This is a genomic window from uncultured Roseovarius sp. (genome assembly GCF_913057115.1).
Lineage (GTDB): Bacteria > Pseudomonadota > Alphaproteobacteria > Rhodobacterales > Rhodobacteraceae > Roseovarius.
Window position 1 is genome coordinate 15,741 of sequence record NZ_CAJXNN010000024.1, and the last position, 15,769, is coordinate 31,509.

17 protein-coding genes are annotated in these 15,769 nt (G+C 61.3%); 10 read left to right on the forward strand and 7 right to left on the reverse strand.

What is annotated here, in order from left to right:
- Positions 1-54 precede the first annotated feature (54 nt).
- Both QZ498_RS11130 and QZ498_RS11135 read left to right on the forward strand, forming a co-directional pair.
- Entirely contained in the window at positions 55-1,056 is a 1,002-nt protein-coding gene (locus QZ498_RS11130; protein ID WP_294622222.1) for a ligase-associated DNA damage response exonuclease, read from the forward strand.
- Complete coding sequence (locus tag QZ498_RS11135; RefSeq protein ID WP_294622224.1) at positions 1,053-2,645, forward strand: ATP-dependent DNA ligase; 1,593 nt, start codon at positions 1,053-1,055, stop codon at positions 2,643-2,645. The genes QZ498_RS11130 and QZ498_RS11135 overlap by 4 nt, the downstream gene beginning before the upstream one ends.
- On the opposite strand, the gene QZ498_RS11140 is transcribed toward QZ498_RS11135, so the two are convergent.
- On the reverse strand, positions 2,642-3,898 hold the full coding sequence (locus QZ498_RS11140; RefSeq protein WP_294622226.1) for a Xaa-Pro peptidase family protein: 1,257 nt from the start codon (positions 3,896-3,898) through the stop codon (positions 2,642-2,644). The genes QZ498_RS11135 and QZ498_RS11140 overlap by 4 nt on opposite strands.
- A 94-nt stretch (positions 3,899-3,992) precedes the next feature.
- Between QZ498_RS11140 and QZ498_RS11145 the strand changes: the two genes are divergently transcribed.
- From QZ498_RS11145 to QZ498_RS11155, 3 genes are all read left to right on the forward strand, one after another.
- Positions 3,993-4,862: a LysR substrate-binding domain-containing protein gene (locus QZ498_RS11145; RefSeq protein WP_294622228.1), complete on the forward strand. Its 870-nt coding sequence runs from the start codon at positions 3,993-3,995 to the stop codon at positions 4,860-4,862.
- 253 nt (positions 4,863-5,115) lie between these two features.
- Positions 5,116-6,936: a M3 family oligoendopeptidase gene (locus QZ498_RS11150; protein ID WP_294622230.1), complete on the forward strand. Its 1,821-nt coding sequence runs from the start codon at positions 5,116-5,118 to the stop codon at positions 6,934-6,936.
- Between the two features lie 175 nt (positions 6,937-7,111).
- Complete coding sequence (locus QZ498_RS11155) at positions 7,112-7,387, forward strand: amphi-Trp domain-containing protein (RefSeq protein ID WP_294622232.1); 276 nt, start codon at positions 7,112-7,114, stop codon at positions 7,385-7,387.
- A gap of 285 nt (positions 7,388-7,672) precedes the next feature.
- On the opposite strand, the gene QZ498_RS11160 is transcribed toward QZ498_RS11155, so the two are convergent.
- Together QZ498_RS11160 and mgtE are read right to left on the reverse strand one after the other, a co-directional pair.
- Positions 7,673-8,239, reverse strand: a complete 567-nt coding sequence (locus QZ498_RS11160) for a 5-formyltetrahydrofolate cyclo-ligase (RefSeq protein ID WP_294622234.1) — start codon at positions 8,237-8,239, stop codon at positions 7,673-7,675.
- Positions 8,236-9,630: a magnesium transporter gene (mgtE, locus tag QZ498_RS11165; RefSeq protein ID WP_294622236.1), complete on the reverse strand. Its 1,395-nt coding sequence runs from the start codon at positions 9,628-9,630 to the stop codon at positions 8,236-8,238. The genes QZ498_RS11160 and mgtE overlap by 4 nt, the downstream gene beginning before the upstream one ends.
- A 134-nt stretch (positions 9,631-9,764) precedes the next feature.
- On the opposite strand from mgtE, the gene QZ498_RS11170 reads away from it, so the two are divergent.
- Complete coding sequence (locus QZ498_RS11170; RefSeq protein WP_294622238.1) at positions 9,765-10,013, forward strand: hypothetical protein; 249 nt, start codon at positions 9,765-9,767, stop codon at positions 10,011-10,013.
- Here QZ498_RS11170 and QZ498_RS11175 read toward each other — a convergent pair.
- Genes QZ498_RS11175 through QZ498_RS11185 form a run of 3 tightly spaced genes read right to left on the reverse strand, consistent with a single transcriptional unit; the run spans position 10,010 to position 11,719 of the window.
- Positions 10,010-10,453, reverse strand: a complete 444-nt coding sequence (locus tag QZ498_RS11175; protein ID WP_294622239.1) for a CAP domain-containing protein — start codon at positions 10,451-10,453, stop codon at positions 10,010-10,012. The two genes, QZ498_RS11170 and QZ498_RS11175, sit on opposite strands and share 4 nt — an antisense overlap.
- Positions 10,454-10,498: 45 nt before the next feature.
- Positions 10,499-11,287, reverse strand: a complete 789-nt coding sequence (locus QZ498_RS11180; protein ID WP_294622241.1) for an inositol monophosphatase family protein — start codon at positions 11,285-11,287, stop codon at positions 10,499-10,501.
- Between the two features lie 57 nt (positions 11,288-11,344).
- A complete protein-coding gene (locus QZ498_RS11185) occupies positions 11,345-11,719 on the reverse strand; it encodes a helix-turn-helix transcriptional regulator (RefSeq protein WP_294622243.1) in 375 nt (124 codons plus the stop codon).
- 310 nt (positions 11,720-12,029) lie between these two features.
- Here QZ498_RS11185 and QZ498_RS11190 point away from each other — a divergent pair, with 310 nt between their 5' ends.
- The gene (locus QZ498_RS11190) at positions 12,030-12,995 is read left to right on the forward strand and encodes an NADPH:quinone oxidoreductase family protein (protein WP_294622245.1); all 966 of its coding nucleotides are present in this window, start codon (positions 12,030-12,032) and stop codon (positions 12,993-12,995) included.
- Here the strand turns inward: QZ498_RS11190 and QZ498_RS11195 are convergent.
- Complete coding sequence (locus QZ498_RS11195; protein ID WP_294622247.1) at positions 12,979-13,860, reverse strand: LysR family transcriptional regulator; 882 nt, start codon at positions 13,858-13,860, stop codon at positions 12,979-12,981. The two genes, QZ498_RS11190 and QZ498_RS11195, sit on opposite strands and share 17 nt — an antisense overlap.
- A 124-nt stretch (positions 13,861-13,984) precedes the next feature.
- Here QZ498_RS11195 and QZ498_RS11200 point away from each other — a divergent pair, with 124 nt between their 5' ends.
- The 3 genes from QZ498_RS11200 to QZ498_RS11210 all read left to right on the forward strand — a co-directional run bounded on the left by QZ498_RS11200 (position 13,985) and on the right by QZ498_RS11210 (position 15,760).
- Positions 13,985-14,197 carry a hypothetical protein gene (locus tag QZ498_RS11200; protein WP_294622249.1) on the forward strand — a complete coding sequence of 71 codons (213 nt, stop codon included), beginning with the start codon at positions 13,985-13,987 and terminating at the stop codon, positions 14,195-14,197.
- 102 nt (positions 14,198-14,299) lie between these two features.
- Complete coding sequence (locus QZ498_RS11205; protein WP_294622251.1) at positions 14,300-15,079, forward strand: Bax inhibitor-1/YccA family protein; 780 nt, start codon at positions 14,300-14,302, stop codon at positions 15,077-15,079.
- Positions 15,080-15,313: 234 nt separating this feature from the next.
- Positions 15,314-15,760, forward strand: coding sequence for an N-acetyltransferase (locus QZ498_RS11210; protein ID WP_294622253.1), 447 nt, complete (start codon positions 15,314-15,316; stop codon positions 15,758-15,760).
- Positions 15,761-15,769: the final 9 nt, after the last annotated feature.

Here is a 15,769-nt window from a genome sequence, read left to right on the forward strand (position 1 = left end):
TCTTGGCAGTGCAAGGGGCTGGCATCCATTGCGCTTGGCCCTATCCTTTTGCGCATGGTTCTGGAGTTCAAACCCCAAGGTATCTACTGCCCCGCCGGTGATTTTTTCATCGACCCGTGGCAGCCCGTTGATCGGGCGTTGATCACCCATGGCCACGCCGACCACGCCCGCCCCGGCCATACCCGATACCTTGCCACCCATGCCGCAGGCCCGGTGATGCGCCACCGTCTGGGTGAAATCACCTTGGACGGTATGGCCTATGGCGAAACCCGGCAAATCGGGGAGGCCAAGGTCTCCTTCCACCCCGCAGGCCACGTCCCCGGCTCAGCGCAAATCCGGGTTGAGGTGGGCGGTGAGGTCTGGGTGGTTTCGGGCGACTACAAGACCGCGCCGGACCGATTGTGCGCAGCCTTCGAGCCAATCAAATGCCACAGCTTCATAACCGAATGTACCTTCGGCCTGCCTGTCTTTACCTGGCCCTCCGAAGATCAAATCGCGCAGGAGATCAACACCTGGTGGGCAGCCAACTCCGCACAAGGTCGCTTCTCCCTTCTAGGGGCCTACTCCCTTGGCAAGGCTCAGCGTGTGCTGTCGCTGCTCGATCCTTCCATCGGCCCGATCCTCACCCATGGCGCGGTGGAAAACACCAATGCCGTGCTGCGCGGCCAAGGCCTGCCCCTGCCCGAGACAATTCACGTTACCCCCGACCTGCACCCCAAGGACCACCCCGGCGCGATGATCGTGGCACCCCCCGGCGCGCTTGGCTCCACATGGGCGCGGCGCTTCCGGCCCGCCGCCACCGGCTTTGCCAGCGGCTGGATGCGCCTGCGCGGGGTGCGCCGCCGCCGCGCCGCCGACCGGGGTTTTGTCATCTCGGACCACGCCGATTGGCCGGCGCTGAACGAGGCGATCAAAGCTACAAGCGCAGAAAATATATATGTAACACATGGTTACACGGATATCTTCGCGCGATGGCTGAACACTCAAGGCTATAACGCCCAAGTGGTCCCGACCGAGTTCACCGGCGACACGCTGGAAGAAGGGGCCGGGGCATGAAGCAATTCACAGCACTTTACACCACCATCGACCAGACCACGAAAACCACCGCCAAGGTCTCCGCGCTGGCGCAGTATTTCGACACGGCCCCCGAAGACGACAAGCTCTGGACCATCGCGCTTTTCTCGGGCCGCCGCCCGCGCCGCGCGATCACCACCACCCGCCTGCGCGAATGGGCGGCCGAACGCGCGGGTATTCCCCTGTGGCTCTTTGAAGAAAGCTATCCCATCGTCGGCGATCTGGCCGAAACCATCGCCCTCGTCCTGCCCCCGCCCGAGGCGGGCCATGACGACAGCCTCACCACATGGATCACCCGCCTACGCGGCTTGGACAAGGCCGAGGAGGAGACCCGCAAATCCGCCGTTCTCGACGCGTGGAACAGGATGCAGGCGACCGAACGCATGGTCTTCAACAAACTGCTCACCGGCGGCTTTCGCGTCGGCGTCAGCCGCAAACTGATGACCCGCGCCTTGGCCGGGTCAACCGGCCAAGACGAGGCCGAACTCGCCCACCGCCTGATGGGCGATTGGACCCCGGAAACCACCACATGGGCCGCGCTGATTGAGGCCCCGGATACCGGCGCACAGGCCTCCCGCCCCTACCCCTTCTGCCTTGCCTACGGGCTTGAGGACGGGCCAGAAACCTTGGGCAACCCCACCGATTGGCTGGCCGAATGGAAATGGGACGGCATCCGGGGACAGGCGATTATCCGCGACGGCCAGCACTTCATCTGGTCGCGCGGTGAAGACCTGATGACCGACCGCTTCCCTGACCTCGCCCCGCTCTCCGATTACCTGCCGCAAGGCACCGTTCTGGATGGCGAAATCGTGGCATGGGATGGCACGGCCCCCATGCCCTTCAACGCCCTGCAAAAACGCATCGGGCGCAAGACCGTGCCGAAAAAACTACTGCAAGAGGCGCCGGTGATCCTGCTGGCCTATGACCTGCTGGAAGACGCGGGCCACGACCTGCGGCAACAGCCCTTCAGCGCCCGCCGCGCGCGGCTTGACGCATTACTCGCTGACCTGCCCCAGAACGCCCCCCTGCGCCCCTCCGCTCCCATTGCCTTCGACACATGGGAGGGCCTCGCCGAAACCCGCGCCAAGGCTCGCGACCACCGCGCCGAGGGGCTGATGCTCAAACGCTTGGACAGCCCCTATCATACGGGCCGCAAAAAGGGTGACTGGTGGAAATGGAAGCTCGACCCATTAACCATCGACGCGGTGATGATCTATGCCCAACAAGGCCACGGTCGCCGCGCCAACCTTTTTACCGATTTCACCTTCGCCGTGCGCCACGGAAACGATCTTGTCCCCTTCACCAAGGCCTATTCCGGCCTCACTGATGCCGAGTTCCGCAAGATCACATCTTGGGTGCGCAAGAACACCCAACAACGCTTCGGCCCGGTGCGCCAAGTCACCCCCGAACATGTGTTCGAAATCGCGTTTGAGGGCATCCACGAAAGCCCGCGCCACAAATCCGGCGTGGCGCTGCGCTTTCCGCGCATGAAACGCTGGCGACACGACAAACCCGTGGACGAGGCCAACACCCTCGACGACCTGCACCAGATGCTGGCGCAATACGGCTAGCGCAGCAAATCCTCCTCGAACGGAAAGCGCGAGAGAACCTCCATCCCGGTCTCGGTCATCAGGACTTGTTGCTCCAGCTTGACGCCCTCGGCCTCACCCTCCGCCCCGATATAGCTTTCCACACAAAGCGTCATGCCCGGCTCGATCACCCCGTCATAGCCTGCGTCGGGAAAATCGCCGTGGTGATAAAGGTACGGATATTCCCCGGTCATCCCACAACCATGTGCCGACAGGTAATAGCGGTTGGCATAGTATTTCTCGGGAATGTCCCAAGCCGCATCGGCATAGTCGCGAAACGTCATACCGGGGCGCAGGATGCCCATGTTGTGATGCACCTGCTCATAGGCCACCTTGTAAAGCTCGCGCTGCGTGGCCGTGGGCTTGCCCGGCCCCGCATGGAAGGTGCGGGAAAAATCCGAGTAATAGCCGTGACAGCCCACCACATCGGTATCCAAGGCGATCAACTCATTCTCGCCGATCACGTTATCACTGGTTTCCTGAAACCAAGGGTTCGTCCGCTCCCCCGCGTTCAGCAACCGGGTTTCCACGTAATCCCCGTTCTGCGCGATCACCGATTGATGCAGGACCGACCATAACTCGGCCTCGGTCAATCCCGGGCGGATCGCCGCGCGCAGCTTGGCCACACCGATTTCCGTGGCCCGAAGCGAGGCATTGACGCATTTCATCTCTTCCGCCGATTTGATAGCCCGCGCCATTTCCACCGGCTCCTGCGCATCGACAATCCGAAGGCCTTGATCGCGCAAGGCAATGGCAGCGCCCGCGTTCAACCGTTCCAGCCCCACGGTCGCGCCACGCCCGACAAGGCCCTGAATCTCATTCGCCATCTCTGCCGCCCACGCGGTTTCCCGCGCCGCAATATCAGGTCCGGCGGCCACGAAACTGGCGGTGCGCGCCGCGCGCACCTCGTCGATGGTCTCCAACCCGTCGGCCAAATGCGCACAGCCGGTAAATTCGAACAGGATCGACCGATCCGCCGTCAAAAGCAGATACCGCGACGGCGCGTTGCGCTGGCTGAACACCTGCATGTTGCGCGCGCCGGTGGCATAGCGAATGTTCACCGGGTCCGACAGGATTACCGCCGCGATATCGCGCTTCGCCATTTCCGCCCGCACCCGGCCCAGCCGATAGACGCGCACCGACACAAGGTCGATCCCCTCATCCTCAGGCGACCGATCAAGCTGTGCCAAAGCTGCAAGGTCAGTGCGTTCCGCGTGCCAATCCAGTTCCGCCATAATCATCTTTCCTTACCCGTTACACGATTACCTAAACGATAGCATCAGACCCAAAAACACTGGAAATTCTCAGGCATTTCGATAACCAAAAGGAATGACACAAGACAGACGCAGCCTGCCACCGCTCGAAGCCTTGGTGTTCTTTAACGCCGTGATGAAACGCGGCGGTTTTTCCGCTGCCGCCCCCGATCTCATGGTCTCGCAGGCGGCGGTCAGCAAACGCATCCGACAGCTTGAAGACTGGCTCGGCACACCGCTTTTCGAGCGCGGCGCGCGCCATGCCAATCCCACCGAAACCGCCCGCCGTCTGGAAGAACCCGTCAGGCTTGCGTTGGATTACCTGATGTCCTCGCTCGACACCGCCCGCACCAGCGAAAGCGATACCTTGCACATCGCGGCCAATGGGGCGGTGTCGATGTTCTGGCTCTATCCCCGGCTACAGGCTTTCGCCACCAGCGCGGACGCCTGCAATGTCTCGGTCCTGACCGCCGATGAACCGGACGCCCTGACCGCCGATAAAATCGACCTTGCGGTGTTTTATGGCGAGGCCCCACCCCCCGGCTGGACGGGCAAGCGGCTGTTTGACGAAACGCTTGTCCCCGCCGCCGCACCTCAGGTCAACGTCGCCCCCGACCTGCCGCTCTTGGACTACCCACGCCTTGCTCCCGACTGGATCAACTGGGACGTCTGGCTGTCTCACCGGCCCGAGGCGACCCTCACACCCCGGCCCAAGGAAACCTGCCGCAGCTACGGCCACGCCATCGGCCGTGCCTTGGCCGGGGACGGCATTGCATTGGCCAGCCGCCCGATGCTGGATGCGCTTTTTCATTCCGGCCAGCTGACCGAGGTGGGCGATACAGCACTCACCACCTCGCGCCGGTATTGGCTGATCGAACCCCGCGCGGCACGACCATCTCCACAGGGCGCACGGCTTCAAGCCGCGCTGCACGACACCGGCCACTGATCCGCCCCGGCAGAACCGTACGAAACTCGCGTACGTTTCGTACGTTTCTCACCGCGCGCTCTGTTAACCCGCCGGGCTGCGGGGAAAAACACCGACGCGATACCGACGTAATACCGACCCGATGCAGACAGGGGTTTTCGTTGTTAACCAAGGGGTTAGGGCCGATTCTCCCAATCCCCCACCTGACCCCGCTTGAGCCTGCCGCCCAGCCCGCCTATGTCTGATCCCAAACCAGACACTAGGAGAGATGCGCATGATCCCCCGTCCCCAGCCCACATTCGATGCCAACGCCAATGCCGGAGGCGACAATCTGGGCAAGCTGCCGGAATGGGACCTGAGCGATCTCTACCCCGCCCCGGACGCCCCCGAACTGCAAAAAGACCTTGATTGGCTGGAAAAGGCCTGCGCCGATTTTGCCAAGGATTACGAGGGCAAGCTGGCCGATCTTGATGCCGCTGGCCTGCTGGAATGCATCGAACGCGACGAGGCGATTTCCAACATCGCCGGGCGCATCATGTCCTACGCGGGCCTGCGCTATCACCAGAACACAACCGATGGCGAACGCGCCAAATTCCTGTCCGACTGTCAGGAAAAGATCACCAATATGACCACGCCCTTGGTGTTCTTCACGCTGGAACTGAACCGCCTCGACGAAGACAGCCTAAAAGCCATGTACGAGGCCAACCAAGACCTCGCCCGCTACGCCCCCGTGTTGCGCCGCATCCGGGCGATGAAACCCTACCAACTCTCTGATGAGCTTGAGAAATTCCTGCATGACATGGGCGTCGTGGGTGATGCGTGGGAGCGGCTGTTCGACGAAACCATCGCCGGCCTCACCTTCACCGTCAACGGCGAGGAAATGGGCATCGAATCCACCCTCAACCTGCTCACCGAACAAGACCGCGACCAACGCGAGGCCGCCGCCCGCGAACTGGCCCGCGTCTTCGGCCAAAACATCCGCACCTTCGCCCGCGTCCACAACACCTCGGCCAAGGAAAAAGAAGTGGTCGACCGTTGGCGCGGCATGCCCACGCCGCAAACGGGCCGCCACCTGTCCAATGACGTGGAACCCGAAGTGGTCGAGGCCCTGCGCAACGCCGTGGTCGAGGCTTACCCGAAGCTCTCGCACCGCTATTACGAGCTGAAACGCAAATGGCTGGGCCTTGACCGCATGCAGGTCTGGGACCGCAACGCGCCGCTGCCGATGGACGATAAAAAGGTGGTCGATTGGGACAGCGCCCGCGACATCGTGATGGAGGCTTATTCGGCCTTCGATCCGCGCATGGGCGATCTGGCCGAGCCTTTCTTTTCAAAGGGTTGGATCGACGCAGGCGTGAAACCCGGCAAGGCGCCCGGCGCCTTCGCCCACCCCACGGTGACCAATGTCCACCCCTATGTGATGCTGAATTACCTGGGCAAACCGCGTGACGTGATGACCCTTGCGCATGAGCTGGGCCACGGCGTGCACCAAGTGCTGGCCGCCGACCAAGGCGAACTGCTGTCGTCAACCCCGCTCACGCTTGCCGAAACGGCCTCGGTCTTTGGTGAAATGCTCACCTTCCGAAAGATGCTCGACAAGGCCGCCAATGACGCCGAACGCAAGGTGCTTCTGGCCGGCAAGGTCGAGGATATGATCAACACGGTGGTCCGTCAGATCGCCTTTTATGATTTCGAATGCAAACTGCACGAGGCGCGCCGCGGCGGGGAACTGACCCCCGATGACATCAACGCGTTGTGGATGTCGGTACAGGCCGAAAGCCTTGGACCGGCCTTTGATTTCATGGATGGGTACGAGACCTTCTGGGCCTATATCCCGCATTTCGTGCACTCGCCCTTCTACGTCTACGCCTATGCCTTCGGCGATGGCCTCGTGAACGCGCTTTATGCGGTCTACGAGGAAACCCCCGAGGGCTTCCAGGACAAGTATTTCGACATGCTCAAGGCGGGCGGCTCCATGCACCATTCCGAGCTTCTTGCCCCCTTCGGCCTTGATGCCAGCGACCCGGCCTTCTGGGACAAGGGGCTGAGCATGATCTCGGGGCTGATTGACGAGTTGGAAGCGATGGAGGGGTAACACCCCGCGCGCCCCGCGCCCTGACATTTCCGGGCGCGGGATATCTGCGTAACAGCGTCGCAACCGCTTCAAAACACCCATGAAACTCACCACATGTTTCGGGGAAGCACAGAGCGCGTCGACGATGCTATCCGTGCATCCACCTACCTACTTTGCACAAGAAATGGAGGCCGCCATGGGTCGTGAAACAGTCCTGTTCAGCAGCAAGGAACCAAAAGCACGCGGTGATGTCAGCGCCTTTCTGCGCGACTTGGCCGACCGTCTTGATGCCGGGCGCGTCACGCTTCGCCAAGGCGAAAGCGAAATCGTGATGGACCTGCCCGAACAGCTGGTTCTGGAACTCAAGGTCGAGGATGAGGAAAAGCGCCGTAAAGGCATTCAGCACAGCCTTGAGGTGGAACTGAAATGGTATGACGGGCAAGCGCACCCCGGTGGCGTGGAACTCGGGTGAGGGTGGCCTGCCGCACGCAGGCAATCGCGCCTCTGCAGGCGTGTCATTATCGAATGGAAGCGAATTCGGGGCTCTGCCCCCTGCGTTGAAAACCCGACAATTTTCAACGCTCCCCAAAGCGTTCCGCGTTCAACCTGAGACATCAAACAAATGCGGAACGCGCGCAAAGATTGAGCGGAGCACTGCATTTCGCGAAAATCTGTGATTAAGGTGTTTCGCGAAACGCTTTAGGATATTCATGAACAGAAGACGGGCGGTGTGTTTAAGAGTTTTTAACCGATTGATCTAATGATCGGAAAAACTCAGGACGCCGGATTCGGTGACGATCATATCAAGCGGTTGGTCGGTCGGCTCCAGCGGAAGGTTATCCGACTCCTGCGCGGCATAGGCAAAACCGATGGCCAGCGTCGGGCGTTTTGAGCGCAGAAGCTCCAAGGTGCGGTCGTAGAACCCGCCGCCATAGCCAAGCCGCCCGCCATGCCGGTCGAAGGCCACAAGCGGCACGATGAGGATTTCCGGCTCAAGGAAATCATCCCGTTCAGGGATCATCGCGCCAAAGGGGCCTTCCTTCAGGGCGCAGCCTGGCTCCCACCGGGAAAACTTTAGCGGCAGGCCTTTGCCTTGGATCACCGGCACGCCCACGGGGCCGTGCGCTGCCGCTTCTTCCATGGCGGGCACCGGGTCGATCTCGGTGCGGATCGGCATGTAACCAGACAGCGGCACGCCACGGTGCCCAGCCAAGACCTGCGAAAGATGCCCCGCAGCCCCCGGCCCCGCCGCCTCATGCGCCGCCTTCCGCCGTGCGAAGGCCGCCTTGCGCGCCTCGGCTTTGATTGCTGTCAAATCGGTCATAAAAGCACCATCGCCGCCAGTCCCAGAAAGGCGAAGAACCCGACCACATCCGTCACCGTCGTCACGAAAGCGCCGGAGGCCAAGGCCGGGTCAACGCCCATGCGGTCCAGTATGATCGGTATCACCGTGCCCGCGAGCCCCGCGACGACCAGATTGATCACCATTGCGGCAGCGATCACATAGCCCAGTTCCGGGCCACCGAACCACAGCACACCCACCACGCCCATCACCACGGCGAAGATCAGCCCGTTCACAAGCCCCACCAAGACCTCGCGCCGGATCACCCGCCAGACGTTGGAGCCGGTAAGGTCCTTGGTGGCAATGGCCCTCACCGCCACGGTCAGGCTTTGGGTGCCCGCATTGCCACCCATCGAGGCCACGATAGGCATCAAAACCGCAAGCGCCACGATTTGCGCGATGGCCGCCTCGAACTGCGCGATGACCAGCGAGGCGAGGATCGCGGTGACAAGGTTCACCGCAAGCCACGGAAAGCGCCGCTTGGTGGTGTCGATCACCCTGTCGGCAAGGCTGCTTTCATCGCCGACACCGGCCAAGCGCATGATGTCTTCCTCATGCTCTTCATCCAGCACGACCATGGCGTCGTCGATGGTGATTACGCCAACCAAACGCTCGTTTTCGTCCACGACCGGGGCGGAAATCAGGTGGTATTGGTTGAAAGCATAGGCCACGTCGCCCTCGTCCTGCGTGACGGGAATGATATGGAAGGTCTCCTCCACCAAGTCCTTGAGCATCACCTCACGCCGTGCCGCCATCAGCTTGCCCAAGGTCACATTACCCACCGGCCGCAGGCGCGGATCGACAAGAATCAGATGGTAAAACTGGTCCGGCAAATCCTCTTGATTGCGCAGGAAATCAATCGCCTCGCCCACGTTCCAATGCTCGGGCGCCATGACCACTTCGCGCTGCATCAGGCGGCCCGCGGAATACTCCGGGTAGGTCAGCGATTGCTGCACCGCAACCCGATCGCCATGTTCCAGCGCGCTCAGGATGGCCTGTTGCTGCTGATCCTCCAAATCCTCAACAAGATCAACAACATCATCGGATTCCAGATCGCGTACCGCATCGGCCAAGACCTCGGGGCGCAGGAGGCCAATCACCTCTTCGCGTATGGAATCGTCGAGTTCCGACAGGATGTCGCCATCGAACTCGACGCCGTAAAGCTCGATCAACCGGCGCCGGTCAAAGGCGTTGATCTGTTCCAGAAGGTCGGCGATATCCGCCGGGTGCAGCGGCTCCATCTCCTTGAGCAGCAGGTCGCGGTCCTCGATATCCACCGCATAGATGATCCGCGCCACCGCTTGGCGGTCCAGAAGATAGGCGTCGTCCTCGCGTTCGGGGTCGGGCTCTGCCTGATAGCTGTCTTCGGCCATGTCCGCCCCCTGTTCGATCCCTACATGCTTGGAAGGAGTAATAAAGCCGCTCACAGAAGACAATGCCCATGCTGTGACTTGCCAAAGCCAAGCGCGCCCTAGGTTTGGACCATATCACAAGACACGAGGCCGCCATGTCCGATCCAAGCCCGCAGACCGCCATCCATCTCGCCCGCGCCGTGGAGGCGATAGATGCCCAGTTCGGCGAGGGCTTTGCCCGCCAGCATCCTGAGCTGGTCGCCAGCCTCGTACAAAGCGCCACGATCGAGTCCGCCGTCGCCACAGGCTATACCGCGCACAGGCAGGCCCTTGAGCTTGCAGAGAAAATTGGTGCCGAGACCTGCGAGACCATCCTGAAACTCAAGCCACGGATCTTCGGCTAACAGCCGGGCTTTGCCAGAACCATGACCCACAGGTTTCCAGGGCCGCGCACGAGGCCGAACTCGCGCGCTTGGCTGGCCAATATATTGCGTCGGTGCCCCGGTGAAGCCATCCAGCCGCTTAAAACCTGCTCAAGGCTGCCCTGCCCCTTGGCGATATTCTCCGCCACGAAGCAAAAGCCATAGCCTTGCCCGCGCACCCGGTCGCCAACGCTGCTGCCGTTCGATCCGGTGTGACTGAAAGCCCCGGTATCGGCCAGATCGCGGGCATGGGCGGCGGCGGCTTGGGTCAACTGGCGGTTTACGCTCAAGGCGCTGCGCCCGGCCTCAGCCCGGCTGGCATTGATCTGGTCGCGCGCGCTTGGGCCTAGGTCTTGCATCGCTTGCGCCACAGCCGCCACAGGCAGCAAAAGCGCAAAACTAAGGTAAATCAGAAGGCGCATGTCGGTGTCCTCCGCTGGCCTTTCGAACCTAGCGCAAGCCGCCCGTCACGTCACCTTGGAAAGAACCTCAAGCGCCGCTGCGTGCTGCTCCCGCCCCGCTGCGGCCACAACGCGCCCCCCGTCATGTGCGGGCCCGCCCCGCCAATCGGTGACGATCCCGCCCGCGGCCTCGATCACCGCGATCGGGGCTTGAACGTCATAGGCGTTCAGTCCGGCTTCGATCACAAGGTCAATCTGCCCGGCGGCCAGCATGGCATAGGCATAGCAATCCATCCCGTAGCGTGTCAGGCGTACCTTGTCAGAGACAGCGCGAAAGGCCGCGCCCTCCTCAGCGCTGCCCACTTCGGGAAAGGTGGTGAACAGGATCGCCTCGCCAAGGGGACGGTCCCCGAGCACCCGCAAATCCCGCGGACCTTGCGGGCCGTGCATCCGGGCCCCTGCGAAACCACCCTCGAAGCGCTCCCCGATATAGGGTTGGTCGATCACGCCATAGATCGGCCCGTTGCCATCTGACACGGCAATCAGAATGCCCCAAGTGGGGGCGCCCGACAGGAACGCCCGCGTTCCATCAATCGGGTCCAACACCCATGTCAGGCCGCTGGTGCCCTCGGTATGCCCGAACTCTTCGCCCAGGATGGCATCCTGCGGGCGCATCTCGGCGAGCACGGCACGCATCGCGCGCTCCGTGGCGCGGTCGCCTTCGGTCACGGGGTCAAACCCTTCGCCGGCCTTGTTATCCGCAGTCAGCCCATCCGCCCGAAAAAACGGAAGCACGGCCGCCCGGGCGGCATCCGCCAAGGCATGGGCCGTGCTTTTGATGTTCTCAATATCCATGTGCCACCCGGAGCCTCGGCAATTCACCTTAGCCTCTAGCCCGGTTGGCGTTCAGGCTCAAGCCACGTCGCTCAGCACCCGGGCCAGATCAAACAGGCGGCGGCGCTGGTTCTCCGGGATCGCATAGTAAGACCGCACCAGATCAAGCGCTTCCTTGTCGCCCAGCAAATCTGCCGGAACACCTTCCTGTGCGTCTTCCCGCCCGCTGCCTTCGGTCTCCAGACCTTCAAAGAAAAAACTCACCTCAACGTCAAGAGCATCCGCGATGTCCCAAAGCCGCGATGCACTTACACGGTTGGCGCCGGTCTCGTATTTCTGAATTTGCTGGAATTTGATCCCGACACGCTCGGCCAGCTGTTGCTGGGTCATACCCACCAACCAGCGGCGGTGACGAATTCGCTTACCAACATGCACATCAACTGGGTGCGGCATGGAATTATCCTTCATTAATTCATGTCCCAAGGGACAGGGCGGGCATTTCCAACCAATGGATTGCCCAAGAGGAAACCGTAAACGTCATTTCACTCATATTACTACCGCAGGTTAGCAACCAATCCTGAAAAAACAAGAAATATTGCTCTCGAGAGAGGAAACCTACCCAAATGCAGTACAATTTTAACGGGCACCCCATCCTTTAGGATAGTCCCGGAGCTACCCGTCGGCGTCATTTGACAGGCCGAGGATAATTTGACAAGCCTATCAAAAGTTTATTCCTTCTCCAACGCCGCCAAACGGGGGCATCATGCGCGCGTATCAGATCGAATCACCCGGGGCGGCCCCCGTTCTCTCCGAGGTCTCGCCCCCGCAACCCGGCATGGGTGAAATCTCGGTACAGATCGGTGCCTGCGGCCTGAATTTCGCCGATCTCTTGATGGTCAAGGGCGAATATCAGGATACACCCGTGGCGCCGTTCACCCTTGGTATGGAAGTTGCAGGCACGGTCACGGCACTGGGGCCCGATACCGACGGCCCCGCCCCCGGAACACGTGTCGCGGTCTTCGGCGGGCAAGGCGGTTTGGCCGAACAGGGCTGTTTTCCGGCGGATCGTGCCGTGGCCATCCCCGAGACAATGGATTTCATAGACGCCGCCGCCTTTCAGATCGCCTATGGCACAAGCCACGTCGCCCTCGATCACCGGGCGCGCCTGCAACCCGGTGAAACGCTGCTCGTTCTCGGCGCGGCCGGCGGCGTCGGACTGACGGCGGTGGAGATTGGCAAGCTGATGGGTGCCACGGTCATTGCCTGCGCCCGTGGCCCTGAAAAGCTGGAGGCGGCGAAACAGGCAGGCGCCGATCACCTGATCGACGCTGAGACCGAAGATATCCGCGCGGTTTGCAAGGATCTCGGCGGGCTGGACGTGGTCTATGACCCGGTGGGTGGCGATCAGTTCAAGGCCGCCTTCCGCGCCTGCAATCCCGAGGCGCGCCTGCTGCCCATCGGCTTTGCCAGCGGCGACATCCCACAGATTCCCGCCAATCACCTTCTGGTCAAGAACCTTAGCGTCATGGGCCTCTATTGGGGCGGGTATCTCAAGTTCCGGCCCGAGGTGATAACCGACAGCATGCAAACCCTGATTGGATGGTACAACGACGGACGCCTCAAACCGCATGTCAGCCACGTTTTGCCGCTCGACCGCGCGGCAGAGGGTTTGGACCTTCTCAAAACCCGCAAATCGACTGGCAAGGTCGTGATTACGATGTCAGACTGACGACATTCCCGGCCCCGACCCCGCCGCCGTATTCATGGCGCAGCATCTCGGCCAGTGCCGTCGTCGGCGCATCACGCCGTTCGGCCCCGTACATGTTGACCATCTGCGTCCCAAGATCGGGCAAGGCCCCGCCGGTGTTGATCGCCTCCTGATGCGGTGGAATGCTGTCCTCCAACAAGGCCCCGACAGCCAGATCGGCACTGATCAGCGCCTCGACCGAGCGGTCATCCTCGGAGTCCACGGCCATTTCCCAATCAATCCCCGCCTCATCGAGTATCCGCAAAACGATGGGCCGGAAAATGCACACCGAACAAAACGCCAAACGCAAAGGCCGCCGCTTCCACGCCAGCCCGTCGCGCGCCCCGGCCCAACGAAGCGCCATGGTGGTCAGGGGTTCGCCTCCCGGCTTCACATCCTTTTCTGTGGTCAAGATAAGGTCCGCCTCGCCTTTGCGAAGCGTGTCGTGCAGGCGCATCGTGCTGGACGACTTGAGGTTCACTTTCATACGGGGAAACGCCGCATTGAAGGATTTGAGGACGCGGGGGATCACAGGATAGAAAATATCGTGTGGCACACCGAGAACGATCTCACCTTCATAAATCGTATCGGTCAGCCGCCCCACGGCCTCGTCATTCAATTCGACGATCCGACGCGCATACCCCAAAAGCTGCTCCCCCGCCGCAGTCAAGCTGACGCGCCGCGCGCTTCGATCCAGCACTTCGATGTCCAGCATCTCTTCCAAGCGCTTGATCTGCATGGAAACCGCCGACTGCGTCAGATGCAAAGACGCCGCAGCACGTGTGACGCCGCCATGTTCAGCAACGGCAAGGAAAGAGCGCAGGGTCGTTACGTCCAGATTTCTCATGTATCAACCTTTGTGATGCCAGGGTGAACAAACATTCATTTTCACAATGAACATTATTCTGGCAAATACATCAACAACAAAGATGAAAGACACCCAAACCATCACATATATCAAAGGATCAGACATGGCGTATCTCCACCACACCCAGGCGGATTGCAACACCACTGCCCCGCGGCCCCGGCTCGGCTTGCGTCACTATCTGGCGCTTTGGCAACAGCGCCGCAACTTGGCACGAATGGAAGAGTGGCAACGCCGCGATCTGGGCCTGTCAGACCGCGAAATTGAGGCCGAGGCAAGCCGCGCACCGTGGGACGCCCCCGAGGCATGGCGCCAATAGCTCCAATTCCTGACCGGAAAGCCTTGAAATGCAAGCCAGCCTGACCGATATTGTCAGCAAAGCCTTTGACAGGCTTGCCAGTTCAACATTTTGGAGGCTTTGATGGCTGAATTTGATACAATCCGGACGGGCGTTGGCAACCGCACCGCCCAGATTGACGAGGGCCTGCGCGCCCATATGAACAAAGTCTACGGCACTATGTCCGTGGGCATGCTGATCACCGCTCTGGCGGCATGGGCAATCTCTGGCCTTGCGACCACCACCGACCCGTCGATGGCAACGGCGCAATTGCCCAATGGCACGATGCTCAACAGCCTTGGAAGCACGATCTACATGTCCCCCCTGCGCTGGGTCATCATGCTGGCCCCGCTGGCCTTCATCTTCCTTGGCTGGGGCGCTCTGATGCGCAAGGGCTCGGCCGCCACCGTGCAGCTTGGCTTTTTCGCCTTCGCCGCGCTGATCGGCCTGTCGCTCAGCTCGATCTTCTTGGTGTTCACCGCCTATTCGATCACCCAGACCTTCCTCGTGACGGCGATCGCCTTCGCGGGCCTGTCGCTCTGGGGCTATACCACCAAGAAGGACATCTCGGCTTGGGGCAGCTTCCTGATCATGGGCGTGATCGGCCTGATCGTGGCGATGATCATCAACTGGTTCCTGCAATCACCCGCGATGATGTACGCCATTTCGGCCATCGGTCTGCTGATTTTTGCGGGCCTCACCGCCTTCTACACGCAGGACATCAAGAACACCTACGTGGCCCATGCCGCGCATGGCGATCAGGAATGGCTGGACAAAGCCGCCTATGATGGCGCGCTCAGCCTCTACATCTCCTTCCTGAACATGTTCCAGTTCCTGCTGATGTTCATGGGACAAGAATCCTAACCAGCCCACCCAAAAGGCCAAAGGCCGGCTCATTTGAGCCGGCCTTTTCCATTTGCACTCGGGGCCATGATCAAACCGATTTCTTGAAAAGAAATCGGATCGAAATCTTTTCAAGATTTCGTGCCCCCTTGGGCGATTTGATGCCATGCCACGGCCCTTTGAGTGGACATTCCATCAAGCCCCCTCCATGGTCGCGTCCAAGACTGCCCCCCGGATGAAAAGGCCCAACCGCCTGTGACTCAACTCACCCTCGCCAAACCTGACGATCTTGACCGCCTCACCCGGCTCGTCGCCGATTTTCATACCGAACAGGGCATCAACCAAGACGCGGAAACCCGCCGCGCGGCGCTTGCCCCTCTGCTCGAAGGCTCCCCGCATGGCGCGGCCTACCTCATCGGCCCGGGGCGCGCGCCCATCGGCTATATCATCGTCTGTTTCGGCTGGTCGGTGGAATTTGGCGGCATGGATGGCTTTCTGGATGAGCTTTACATCCGCCCTGCCGTGCGCGGGCGCGGCATCGGCTCCGAAGTTCTCATGAGCCTGCCCAAAGCCCTCGCGGGCGCGGGGCTCAAGGCGCTGCACCTCGAAGTCAAAACCGAAGACGAGCGCGCGCAACGCTTCTATCGCAAACTGCGCTTTCAACCGCGCGAGGGCTACCGCCTGATGACCCGGATCATATAGAAATCCGCG

Bases quoted from the DNA above. Each gene is read 5' to 3' on its own strand.
- QZ498_RS11135 (WP_294622224.1), top strand. From the start codon at position 1,053: ATGAAGCAATTCACAGCACTTTACACCACCATCGACCAGACCACGAAA.
- QZ498_RS11155 (WP_294622232.1), top strand. From the start codon at position 7,112: ATGGGTCGTGAAACAGTCCTGTTCAGCAGCAAGGAACCAAAAGCACGC.
- QZ498_RS11200 (WP_294622249.1), top strand. From the start codon at position 13,985: ATGGCGTATCTCCACCACACCCAGGCGGATTGCAACACCACTGCCCCG.
- QZ498_RS11170 (WP_294622238.1), top strand. From the start codon at position 9,765: ATGTCCGATCCAAGCCCGCAGACCGCCATCCATCTCGCCCGCGCCGTG.
- QZ498_RS11145 (WP_294622228.1), top strand. From the start codon at position 3,993: ATGACACAAGACAGACGCAGCCTGCCACCGCTCGAAGCCTTGGTGTTC.
- mgtE (WP_294622236.1), bottom strand. From the start codon at position 9,630: ATGGCCGAAGACAGCTATCAGGCAGAGCCCGACCCCGAACGCGAGGAC.
- QZ498_RS11190 (WP_294622245.1), top strand. From the start codon at position 12,030: ATGCGCGCGTATCAGATCGAATCACCCGGGGCGGCCCCCGTTCTCTCC.
- QZ498_RS11180 (WP_294622241.1), bottom strand. From the start codon at position 11,287: ATGGATATTGAGAACATCAAAAGCACGGCCCATGCCTTGGCGGATGCC.
- QZ498_RS11160 (WP_294622234.1), bottom strand. From the start codon at position 8,239: ATGACCGATTTGACAGCAATCAAAGCCGAGGCGCGCAAGGCGGCCTTC.
- QZ498_RS11185 (WP_294622243.1), bottom strand. From the start codon at position 11,719: ATGCCGCACCCAGTTGATGTGCATGTTGGTAAGCGAATTCGTCACCGC.
- QZ498_RS11150 (WP_294622230.1), top strand. From the start codon at position 5,116: ATGATCCCCCGTCCCCAGCCCACATTCGATGCCAACGCCAATGCCGGA.
- QZ498_RS11140 (WP_294622226.1), bottom strand. From the start codon at position 3,898: ATGGCGGAACTGGATTGGCACGCGGAACGCACTGACCTTGCAGCTTTG.
- QZ498_RS11195 (WP_294622247.1), bottom strand. From the start codon at position 13,860: ATGAGAAATCTGGACGTAACGACCCTGCGCTCTTTCCTTGCCGTTGCT.
- QZ498_RS11175 (WP_294622239.1), bottom strand. From the start codon at position 10,453: ATGCGCCTTCTGATTTACCTTAGTTTTGCGCTTTTGCTGCCTGTGGCG.
- QZ498_RS11205 (WP_294622251.1), top strand. From the start codon at position 14,300: ATGGCTGAATTTGATACAATCCGGACGGGCGTTGGCAACCGCACCGCC.
- QZ498_RS11130 (WP_294622222.1), top strand. From the start codon at position 55: ATGGTTCTGGAGTTCAAACCCCAAGGTATCTACTGCCCCGCCGGTGAT.